The 584-nt window shown below is 50.2% G+C and carries 1 rRNA gene; it reads left to right on the top strand.

What is annotated here, in order from left to right:
- Positions 1-584: ribosomal RNA gene (locus ACFFJK_RS22875) — 23S ribosomal RNA — on the top strand; the annotation flags it as partial.

Below are 584 nucleotides of genomic sequence, written 5' to 3'. Positions count from 1 at the left end.
GCCACGAAGCAATCGGAAGTGGTTCCAAGAAAAGCCTCTAAGCTTCAGTCATACGAGACCGTACCGCAAACCGACACAGGTGGGCGAGATGAGTATTCTAAGGCGCTTGAGAGAACTCGGGAGAAGGAACTCGGCAAATTGGTACCGTAACTTCGGGAAAAGGTACGCCCCGGTAGCTTGACCACTTTACTGTGGAAGGGTGAAAGGGTTGCAATAAACTGGTGGCTGCGACTGTTTAATAAAAACACAGCACTCTGCAAACACGAAAGTGGACGTATAGGGTGTGACGCCTGCCCGGTGCTGGAAGATTAAATGATGGGGTGCAAGCTCTTGATTGAAGTCCCAGTAAACGGCGGCCGTAACTATAACGGTCCTAAGGTAGCGAAATTCCTTGTCGGGTAAGTTCCGACCTGCACGAATGGCGTAACGATGGCCACACTGTCTCCTCCCGAGACTCAGCGAAGTTGAAATGTTTGTGATGATGCAATCTACCCGCGGCTAGACGGAAAGACCCCATGAACCTTTACTGTAGCTTTGCATTGGACTTTGAACCAATCTGTGTAGGATAGGTGGGAGGCTTTGAA

Source organism: Massilia consociata (genome assembly GCF_042432755.1).
Lineage (GTDB): Bacteria > Pseudomonadota > Gammaproteobacteria > Burkholderiales > Burkholderiaceae_D > Telluria > Telluria consociata.
The sequence above is the reverse complement of the archived record's forward strand: the minus strand, read 5'-3'. Positions and strand labels throughout refer to the sequence as shown.